The sequence below is a fragment of the Limnohabitans sp. genome (genome assembly GCF_044361985.1).
In the GTDB taxonomy this organism is placed as follows: domain Bacteria; phylum Pseudomonadota; class Gammaproteobacteria; order Burkholderiales; family Burkholderiaceae_C; genus Limnohabitans_A.
In genome coordinates this window covers 67,530-77,041 of record NZ_JBIKHV010000003.1, presented here as the reverse complement: position 1 = coordinate 77,041, position 9,512 = coordinate 67,530, and the positions used below count along the sequence as shown (strand labels likewise).

The window sequence follows — 9,512 nt, the reverse complement described above, 5'->3', positions numbered from 1 at the left end:
CTGCAGCTTGACAGTACGCCGCCCCAGAACTGGAGCGCCAGCTTTGAGCTGCAAGGCTCCGCCGAACAAGGCGAAATGAGCTTGCTCAGCCCCATTGGCACCACCTTGGCGCGCCTGAGCTGGACGCCGCAAGAAGCCTTGCTCGAACAGGGGCAAGACAAAATCAAAAGCCGCAACCTGCGAAGTCTCAGTCAACGCCTCACAGGTACAGACCTGCCGATCGCCGCCTTGTTTGCCTGGCTGGCAGGTCAAGCAGCCGATGCGCCAGGTTGGCAAGTGGACTTGTCAGGGCACCCTGAAGGTCGCCTGACGGCACGCCGAAGCACCCCGTCACCTGAAGCTGTTTTACGCATATTGCTCGACCGCTGAGGCAGTGCTCGGGTTGGCTGGCGATAATCTCAGTCATGAAATCGCTGCACGATGTGCCCGCCCCGGCCAAACTCAACCTGTTTTTGCACATCACAGGCCAACGCCCTGACGGCTACCACCTGATGCAATCGGTGTTCATGCTCATCGATTGGTGTGACACCCTTCACTTCGAAAAACGCCCAAACGGCAACGTCAGCCGAGAAGATTTGACGGTCAAACTGCCTGCAGACGACCTGATTACCCGTGCCGCCAAACTCTTGCAACAGTACACCGGCTGCGCTCAAGGCGTGCACATCGCCGTAGACAAACAGATCCCTGCGCAAGCGGGCATGGGAGGCGGATCGTCCGATGCGGCCAGCTGCCTGCTGGCGCTCAACCAACTCTGGGATTTGAAACTGCGTCTGCCCGCGCTCGAAAAAATTGGGCTGCAACTGGGCGCCGATGTGCCTTTCTTTCTGCGCGGACAAAACGCCTGGGTGGAAGGCATAGGCGAGCAGATCAGCCCCCTTACCCTGCCCGCAGCTCAGTTTTGGGTCATCAAACCTTCCTCTGGTATCGAAACCCCTCTGATTTTTGCGCATCCGGCCCTTCAACGCGCCACAAAGCCTGTTACAATGTCGGACTTCGCTGCAGTGCCGTATGACTTCGGTCACAACGATCTGCAACCCATCGCTCAAGCGATGTGCCAAGATGTTTCTAAAGCTCTTGAATTGCTTTCCAACTCTGGCATCTATGGCAAGATGACGGGTTCTGGAAGTGCAGTGTTTGCGCATTGCACAACGGGTATGAAGCCAAGTCCGGTCCCAGACCATTGGCAATTACGCAAATGCAGCAACTTGGAAGTTCATCCCTTACAAGGGTGGGCATCCAGCGATAGTTAATCGGTCGATCACTGTTTCAGTGGTCGTCCCGTGTAGGGGAGTCGCCAAGTTGGTTAAGGCACTGGATTTTGATTCCAGCATGCGAAGGTTCGAGTCCTTCTTCCCCTGCCAAATACGTTCAATCGTACTGGCCTTTTTTTCTGATCGCTGGAATGCACATGCAGCCTGCTTCACTCCCTCCCGAATTCATGTTGTTCACCGGCAACGCCAATCCTGTGCTGGCTGCCGAAATCGCGAAAAATCTGGGCACCCATCTTGGTGCTGTGGACGTTGGCCGGTTTTCTGACGGCGAGGTCACCGTCGAATTGAAGCAAAACGTCCGTGCGCGCGAAGTCTTTGTTGTCCAATCGACCTGCGCACCGACCAACGAAAACCTGATGGAACTTCTGATCATGGTCGACGCGCTCAAACGCGCCTCGGCTGGCCGGATCAGCGCCGTCATCCCTTATTTCGGGTACGCCCGCCAAGACCGTCGTCCTCGTTCCACCCGAGTGCCCATTTCTGCCAAAGTGGTGGCCAACATGCTGCAAGCCGTCGGCGTTGACCGCGTCCTGACGATGGACTTGCACGCTGATCAGATTCAGGGCTTCTTTGACATCCCGGTCGACAACATTTATGCCTCGCCCGTTTTGCTGGGTGACCTGCGCCAGCAAAACTACGATGACCTGATCGTGGTGTCGCCCGATGTGGGTGGTGTGGTTCGTGCACGCGCTCTGGCCAAACAACTCGGTTGCGACCTGGCCATCATCGACAAGCGTCGCCCCAAAGCCAACGTGAGCGAAGTCATGCACGTGATCGGTGAAATCGATGGCCGCAATTGCGTGATCATGGACGACATGATCGACACGGCTGGCACCTTGGTCAAAGCCGCTGAAGTGCTCAAAGAGCGCGGCGCGAAAAAAGTTTATGCCTATTGCACGCACCCGATTTTTTCGGGTCCTGCCATTGACCGCATTGCCAAAGGGGAAGCCTTGGATGAAGTCGTGGTTACCAACACCATACCGCTGACAGCCGAAGCCATGGCATGTTCCAAAATTCGCCAACTCTCCGTGGCTCCGCTGATTGCTGAAACGATCAATCGGATTGCCCATGGTGAGTCGGTGATGAGCCTGTTTTCTGATCAAGCCTGATCGGAAGAAAGGCCACCAGTGGCCAGCCAATCCCAACGGATGGCTGGCTTTTTTGAGTCAGGGTTGCACTGGTCGCGGTGAACCCTAGTAGGAGAAATGTATGAAATTTATCGCTTTTGAGCGTTCCAAGCAAGGTACGGGTGCGAGCCGCCGTCTGCGCAATTCTGGCCGCACCCCCGGCATCGTCTATGGTGCAGGCGTAGCCGCCCAAAGCATCGAGCTTGACCACAACGCTTTGTGGCATGCCCTGAAAAAAGAAGCTTTCCACGCCTCCATCCTGGAGATGGAATTCAATGGCCAATCCAGCCAAGTGCTGTTGCGTGATTACCAAATGCATCCTTACAAGCAATTGGTACAACACATCGACTTCCAGCGCGTGGATGCCAACACAACTTTGCACATGAAAGTGCCGTTGCACTACAGCGGTGAAGAAGAGTCCGAAGCGGTCAAGACCGACAAGTGCTTGATCAACCATGTTGTGAACGAAATTGAAGTGGCTTGCTTGCCTGCCAACCTGCCTGAGTTCATCAAGGTGAGCTTGACCGGCCTGACCAAAGGCGTGTCTTTGCACCTGAACGACATCACCATGCCCGCTGGCTGCAAGCCGGTGACACACGGCAAGAAAAACCCGGTCCTCGTGGCTGTGGTGGCTCCCGTGGAAGAAGTAGTGGCAGCCCCCGTGGTCGCTGCACCTGCAGACGCCAAAGGCAAGGGCAAAGGCAAGAAGTAATCTGCTTGCTTGTGGGGCTGACCGCCTCGCTTCAAAAGGCCCGCTGTGCGGGCCTTTTGCTTTGGCGCACGGGCATTCACATGCTTGGGCGAGCCGCGCAAGGATAATCACGCACCATGATCAAACTCTTAGTCGGCCTGGGCAATCCGGGCAACGAATACGAAGACACCCGGCACAACGCTGGTTTTTGGTGGCTTGATGCGGTGGCGCGTGAACTCAAGGTGTCGTTGGTGCCCGAGCGCAGTTACCACGGCCTCATGGCCCGCACCACGCTCAATGGGCAAACCGTGTGGCTGCTCAAGCCACAGACCTACATGAACCTGTCAGGCAAGTCGGTCAGTGCTCTGACACGGTTTTTCAAGATTCAGCCTGAAGAAATTTTGGTGGCCCATGACGAACTCGACATTCCACCAGGGGAAGCCAAACTAAAAAGGGGTGGCAGTCATGCCGGGCACAACGGCCTGCGCGACATCCACGCACAGTTGGGCACCGCCGACTATTGGCGCTTGCGCATTGGCGTAGGCCATCCTGGCGAAAAGAGCGAAGTGGTCAGCTGGGTTTTGAAAAAACCCATGCAAGAACATCGCCAAGCCATTGACGACAGCATTCACAGAGCTGTGAGAGCATTGCCACTGCTTTTGGCAGGCGATATGGAGAAGGCCATGGCACAGATCCATACCAGCAAGCCGCCACGACCCAAACCGCCACGACCTGCCGAGCAGACGTCAGCGCCAAATACACCATCAGATTAATCTGGGTCTCGCCACAAGGAAAAATGGGTAAAGCCTGAAAGCAGCAGCAACCTCAGACCCAGTCGTTTTTCCCCGCTCACTGTCTTTGCAAACGCTGGTACTTGGCCCAAAGCGATTCCTGGGTCTCGACGTGCTCAGGGTGGATGGGAATGCAGGCCACGGGGCAGACCTGCACGCACTGCGGCTCGTCGAAATGCCCCACACACTCGGTGCATTTGGATGGGTCGATCTCGTAGATTTCTTCGCCCAGATAAATCGCCTGGTTCGGACACTCGGGCTCACACACATCGCAATTGATGCACTCATCGGTGATCATCAGTGCCATGTCTTGAACTCCGCAAAGGTCAGCATCATTTTCATGTCTGAATTATCGACCACACGAATCATCCCGAAGAAACGCAGGGCTGTTCGTGCTATCGGGTCTTTGTGGCCCAGCATCAAGCTTTAGCCAGCATGCGCCTAAAATGTCACCGAGGAAATCACCATGAACGCTGACCTGCACTGCCATTCCGTTGTCTCTGACGGCACCCTCACGCCGGAAGCCTTGGCCGAACGCGCCAAAGCCAATGGCGTTGAATTGTGGGCACTGACCGACCACGACGAAGTGAGCGGACAAGACCGGGCCCTTGCAGCGGCTCGCGCTCATGGACTGCCTTACCTCACAGGCACCGAGATCTCGGTTACCTTTGCCCACCAGACTGTGCACATCGTCGGCTTGGGGTTTGACGCGCGCAACACGCAATTGACCGATGGTTTGCGCCGCACCCGAAGTGGCCGCAGCGAACGCGCCCAGGAAATGTCCGATGGGCTGGCCAAAGTCGGCATCTTGCATGGCTACGAAGGCGCACTCAAATACGTTGGCAACCCCGAACTGATTTCGCGCACCCACTTTGCACGCTTCCTCGTCGACTCGGGCGTGTGCAGCGACACCTCCGAGGTGTTTCGCAAATACCTGACCGAAGGCAAACCCGGCTATGTCCCTCACCGCTGGGCACGCCTGCAAGAAGCCGTGCAATGGATCACCGAAGCAGGTGGGATCGCCATCATTGCCCATCCAGCACGTTATGGCTTCAGCCCCAATGAAGAATATGCGCTGTTCAGCGAATTCAAGACACACGGGGGTCGGGGTGTAGAAGTCATCACCGGCAGCCATTCGTCACAAGAAGCCCTACGCTACGCCGAAACCGCCCTCGAATTTGACCTGGCGGCCTCACGGGGAAGTGACTTTCACAGCCCCGACGAAAGCCGCATCGACCTGGGCACTTTGCCCTTGTTGCCGAGCCAATTGACCCCAGTTTGGGAACTCTTGGCCGAACGCATCCAGTGAACCAAGCGAGAGCACAAACGCTGCACGGCATCGGTTTTGTCGTCTTGGCCACCGCCTGCTTTGCCACGCTGGACACCACCACAAGGCACGTCAGCATGGGCATGTCTGTGCTGCTGGCACTCTGGTTTCGCTATGCCATCCAAGCCGTCATCACCACCGCCGTGGTTTGGCCCGGGCGAGGCCGAAAAGTTCTGCGCACCCAACACCCCCGCTTTCAACTGGCCCGAGGGCTGCTGCTGTTTGCCTGCAGCATCCTGGCTTTTTTAAGTCTCAAGTACATGCCAGTGGGTGAATTCACTGCCATCGCCCTTTTGGCGCCGCTGGTCATCACCTTGCTGTCGGCCTGGATGCTCAAGGAAAAAATCCGCAAGCTGCGCTGGCTGCTGGTGGCGGGCGGGTTTGCGGGTACGATGGTCATCATCCGGCCGGGCAGCCAGCACTTCGACTGGACCGTGATTCTGCCCCTCATGCTGGTGGCCACCAATTCAGGCTTTCAGCTTCTGACCAGCAAAATGGCCAAAACCGAAGACCCTTTGACCATGCACCTGTATACCGGTTGGATCGGCACCCTCATGTCTACGCTGATCCTGCCCTTTGTCTGGGAAATGCCCACCGATGGGGTGGTCTGGCTGCAGCTGTTTTTGATGGGCCTGATGGGCACCATCGGCCATTTCTTTCTGATCCTGGCCTACGGCCGAGCCCCGGCGGCCACACTCACCCCTTACATGTATACCCAAATTGGTTTTGGCGTGCTGGGCGGCTGGCTCGTTTTCAACCACCTGCCAGACCAATGGACTTTTGTGGGCATCGGCCTGGTGGCGCTGTGTGGTGCCTTGGGGGCCTGGCTCACTGTGCGAGAAACCCGTCTCACCATCCTGCCACCTGAATCCTGAGCGCAAGACCCCCATGGCACAGTTCTTTTCTGTTCACCCCGACAACCCGCAAGTCCGCCTGCTCAAGCAAGCCGTGCAACTGCTCAACCAAGGCCAGGTCTTGGCTGTACCGACCGATTCCAGTTATGCACTCGTTTGCCACCTGGACGACAAGAACGCTGCTGACCAATTGCGCCGAGTGCGAGGCGTGGACGACAAGCACCACCTGAGCTTGCTGTGCCGCGACCTGAGCGAACTGGCCAACTATGCCAAGGTGAACAACCAGCAATTTCGAGCCATCAAGCAAGCGACGCCAGGGCCTTTCACTTTCATTTTGGAAGCCACCAAAGAAGTGCCCCGCCGAGTGAGCCACCCGCAGCGCAAAACCATTGGCTTGCGTGTGCCCGATCACAAAGTGCTGCAAGAACTGCTGGCCTTGCACGGCGCCCCTTTGCTCGCATCCACGCTCATCATGCCCGGCGAAACAGTGCCGCTGAACGACCCCGAGGAAATTCGCGAACGCCTAGAACACCAAATCGCTGCCGTGATCGATGCAGGCGCCTGCTCACTGGCGCCAACGACCGTGATCGACATGACGGGAGATGCGCCCCAAGTGCTGCGTTACGGCCAAGGCAAGCCTGCACTGCTGGGACTTTGATGACCTGCCACGCTGTCTGAGACAATCGAAGTGTGAACATCCCCGACCTCATCCAAACCGTTCTGATTTATGCCCTGCCAGTGATCTTTGCCATCACTTTGCACGAGGCGGCCCACGCTTATGCCGCGCAGCGGTTGGGTGACCCCACGGCAGCCATGCTGGGGCGCGTGACGCTCAACCCCCTGACCCACATTGATCCAGTGGGGACCATTTTGCTGCCCCTGTTTTTGTACTTCAGCACGGGAGGGGCCTTTTTGTTTGGCTATGCCAAACCCGTGCCGGTGCGCTTTGACCAACTTCGGCACCCCAAGCGCGACATGGTCTGGGTGGCGCTGGCTGGGCCAGGCGCCAACCTGATTCAAGCCTTGCTTTGGGGCGTGCTGCTGTATCTGCTGGCGGGCAGCGGCGTCACTGAGCGTTTCTTTCTCGAAATGTGCAAAGCCGGCATGCTGACCAACGTGGTCATGTTTGCTTTTAATTTATTCCCGCTCCCCCCCCTCGATGGCGGTCGCATTCTGGTGGGCCTTTTGCCATGGCGACAGGCAGTGCTGCTCTCACGCATCGAGCCTTTTGGGTTTTACATCGTGATGGCCCTGGTCATCACGGGTGTCATCAGCAGCCTTTGGATGCAGCCCCTCATGGGCATGACCTTTGACCTGCTCAAACTGGCCCTCAGCCCCTTGTCTTTTTTGCTTCGTTGATTCCTTCAGAACACATGACCTCCACGCCTCGCACCCGCGTCCTCACCGGCATCACCACCACTGGCACCCCCCACCTGGGCAACTATGTAGGGGCCATACGCCCGACGGTAAATGCCAGCCGCGACAACCAGACAGATGGCTTTTACTTCCTGGCTGATTACCACGCCCTGATCAAATGCGATGAGCCCGTCCGCATCCAACGCTCCACGCTGGAGATCGCTGCAAGCTGGATCGCTTCAGGCCTGGACCCAGAAAAAGTCACTTTTTATCGCCAATCCGACATCCCGGAAATCACCGAACTCACCTGGCTTTTGACCTGCGTGACTGGCAAAGGTGTGCTCAACCGCGCCCACGCCTACAAAGCCGCTGTCGACAAAAACAACGCCGCAGGGCACGACCCCGACAGCGATGTCACAGCCGGTTTATTCATGTACCCGGTGCTCATGGGGGCAGACATTTTGATGTTCAAGGCGCACAAAGTGCCCGTCGGTCGCGACCAGATCCAACACATCGAAATGGCACGCGACATGGCGTCCAGTTTCAACCATTTGTATGGCGCACATTTTGTACTGCCCGAGGCCGTGATCGAAGAATCTGTGGCCCTTTTGCCAGGCCTGGATGGGCGCAAGATGAGCAAAAGCTACGACAACACCATCCCGCTGTTTGCCCCCTCCGCAACGCTGAAAAAGCAGATTGCAGGCATCGTGACCGACTCCAAACTTCCGGGTGAGCCCAAAGCCACAGAAGGCTCTGCGCTTTTTCAGATTTACCAGGCCTTTGCCAACGACCAGGAAACGGCCGATTTCGCCCGGGCATTTACAGAGGGGATCGCTTGGAGTGATGCCAAGCAAATGTTGTTTGAGCGCATTGATCGCGAAGTCGGCCCCATGCGCGAGCCATACGAGGCATTGATCAACAACCCGGCACAGTTGGACGAGCTGTTGCTGTCCGGTGCAGACAAAGCCCGCCAGTTGGCCACCCCCTTCATGCGCGAATTGCGTCACGCCGTTGGTTTGCGCGCTCTCTCATCTGGTGCGCCCAAGGGTGCGGCCAAAGCGCCCAAAATGGCGCTGTCAAGCTTTAAGCAATACCGTGAAAAAGATGGCCAGTTCTACTTCAAGTTGGTCGATGCACAAGGCCAGTTGATCTTGCAAAGCGTGGGCTTTGCCTCGCCCAAAGAAGCCGGCCAAGCCATTTCTCGCCTACAAACAGAAGGTATGGACTGCCTGTCCGATTTAGCCCCCGCACTGCAAGCACTGACGCCTGAGAACCATTTGCGCTTGGCCCAAGCACTGCTAGAAATGAAAAAATCACCAAAAACGATTAAATAATTTTTTTAGTTTTAGCATTTAATATTGCTGAAACCGATAGTTAAGTGTATGCTTAGGTCTTTAGCCTACTACAGAGAACTCCAATATGACCGTGTACGTCATTGATGATCACCCTTTGATGCGCGATGCGTTGACCATGCTCGTCCACCGTGTGCGCCCGGGCCTCAAGATCATCCCCATTCACAAATTGAACGTGGTGGAATCTACCGTTGAAAAGAATGGCACGCCTGAACTTTTCTGCCTTGACTTGCAATTGCCTGACACCCTGGGCATGTCGGGTGTTCAGGTGCTGAAAGCCAAGTATCCTGATGTGCCACTGGCCGTTGTGACCAGCGCCAGTGCCAGTGAATTTGAGGCACGCTGCCTCGAAGCTGGGGCCAATGCCTTCATCGAAAAATCAAACAGTCCGACAGAAATCATTGCGGCTCTGCGCACTTTGCTGGTTTCTGAAGAAGACGCAGCGGCTGAAGATGCTGCCGGCACGGCAGGCCCGACCAAACTGTCCAAGCGCCAAAAGCAATTGATTTTGATGCTGGACCAAGGTTTGTCCAACCGCGAAATCGCTGAAAAACTGGACATCAGCGAGCACACCGTCAAAGTGCACTTCTGGCGCTTGTTCCGCCGTCTGGGCGTCAACAGCCGAACACAAGCTCTGCACTTTGCACGGACCAACGGCTGGCTGGGAATTTGAGTCAACAGGCACGCCTTGTGCCTTTTCCGTTTTGAACCACCGGCACACATGTGCCGGTTTCCTTTTCGTA

At 56.6% G+C, this 9,512-nt stretch carries 12 protein-coding genes and 1 tRNA gene; 12 read left to right on the top strand and 1 reads right to left on the bottom strand.

All coding sequences use genetic code 11. The features are described from left to right. From ACIQ3A_RS01470 to pth, 6 genes are all read left to right on the top strand, one after another. The coding region (locus ACIQ3A_RS01470; RefSeq protein WP_396429978.1) for a lipoprotein insertase outer membrane protein LolB at positions 1 to 369 on the top strand (369 nt) is incomplete at its 5' end. A gap of 35 nt (positions 370 to 404) precedes the next feature. Beyond that, positions 405 to 1,250: a 4-(cytidine 5'-diphospho)-2-C-methyl-D-erythritol kinase gene (gene ispE, locus ACIQ3A_RS01465; RefSeq protein WP_396429977.1), complete on the top strand. Its 846-nt coding sequence runs from the start codon at positions 405 to 407 to the stop codon at positions 1,248 to 1,250. A 34-nt stretch (positions 1,251 to 1,284) separates the two neighbouring features. Beyond that, positions 1,285 to 1,361, top strand: a tRNA-Gln gene (locus tag ACIQ3A_RS01460). 41 nt (positions 1,362 to 1,402) lie between these two features. After that, the gene (locus ACIQ3A_RS01455) at positions 1,403 to 2,380 is read left to right on the top strand and encodes a ribose-phosphate pyrophosphokinase (RefSeq protein WP_396429976.1); all 978 of its coding nucleotides are present in this window, start codon (positions 1,403 to 1,405) and stop codon (positions 2,378 to 2,380) included. A gap of 100 nt (positions 2,381 to 2,480) precedes the next feature. Continuing rightward, entirely contained in the window at positions 2,481 to 3,110 is a 630-nt protein-coding gene (locus ACIQ3A_RS01450; protein ID WP_396429975.1) for a 50S ribosomal protein L25/general stress protein Ctc, read from the top strand. A 116-nt stretch (positions 3,111 to 3,226) separates the two neighbouring features. Then, positions 3,227 to 3,862: an aminoacyl-tRNA hydrolase gene (gene pth / locus ACIQ3A_RS01445; protein WP_396429974.1), complete on the top strand. Its 636-nt coding sequence runs from the start codon at positions 3,227 to 3,229 to the stop codon at positions 3,860 to 3,862. A 76-nt stretch (positions 3,863 to 3,938) separates the two neighbouring features. Here pth and ACIQ3A_RS01440 read toward each other — a convergent pair whose 3' ends face one another. Next, complete coding sequence (locus tag ACIQ3A_RS01440; RefSeq protein ID WP_396429973.1) at positions 3,939 to 4,187, bottom strand: YfhL family 4Fe-4S dicluster ferredoxin; 249 nt, start codon at positions 4,185 to 4,187, stop codon at positions 3,939 to 3,941. A 159-nt stretch (positions 4,188 to 4,346) separates the two neighbouring features. Between ACIQ3A_RS01440 and ACIQ3A_RS01435 the strand changes: the two genes are divergently transcribed. The 6 genes from ACIQ3A_RS01435 (at position 4,347) to ACIQ3A_RS01410 (ending at position 9,442) form a co-directional block, all read left to right on the top strand. Next, positions 4,347 to 5,189 carry a 3',5'-nucleoside bisphosphate phosphatase gene (locus ACIQ3A_RS01435; RefSeq protein ID WP_396429972.1) on the top strand — a complete coding sequence of 281 codons (843 nt, stop codon included), beginning with the start codon at positions 4,347 to 4,349 and terminating at the stop codon, positions 5,187 to 5,189. Beyond that, positions 5,186 to 6,082, top strand: a complete 897-nt coding sequence (locus ACIQ3A_RS01430; RefSeq protein ID WP_396429971.1) for a DMT family transporter — start codon at positions 5,186 to 5,188, stop codon at positions 6,080 to 6,082. The genes ACIQ3A_RS01435 and ACIQ3A_RS01430 overlap by 4 nt, the downstream gene beginning before the upstream one ends. A 13-nt stretch (positions 6,083 to 6,095) precedes the next feature. Continuing rightward, entirely contained in the window at positions 6,096 to 6,719 is a 624-nt protein-coding gene (locus ACIQ3A_RS01425) for an L-threonylcarbamoyladenylate synthase (protein WP_396429970.1), read from the top strand. A gap of 32 nt (positions 6,720 to 6,751) precedes the next feature. Next, on the top strand, positions 6,752 to 7,420 hold the full coding sequence (locus ACIQ3A_RS01420) for a site-2 protease family protein (protein ID WP_396429969.1): 669 nt from the start codon (positions 6,752 to 6,754) through the stop codon (positions 7,418 to 7,420). Positions 7,421 to 7,434: 14 nt separating this feature from the next. Beyond that, a complete protein-coding gene (locus ACIQ3A_RS01415) occupies positions 7,435 to 8,751 on the top strand; it encodes a tryptophan--tRNA ligase (protein ID WP_396429968.1) in 1,317 nt (438 codons plus the stop codon). An 85-nt stretch (positions 8,752 to 8,836) separates the two neighbouring features. Next, the gene (locus ACIQ3A_RS01410) at positions 8,837 to 9,442 is read left to right on the top strand and encodes a LuxR C-terminal-related transcriptional regulator (RefSeq protein ID WP_396429967.1); all 606 of its coding nucleotides are present in this window, start codon (positions 8,837 to 8,839) and stop codon (positions 9,440 to 9,442) included. The last annotated feature ends 70 nt before the right edge of the window (positions 9,443 to 9,512 follow it).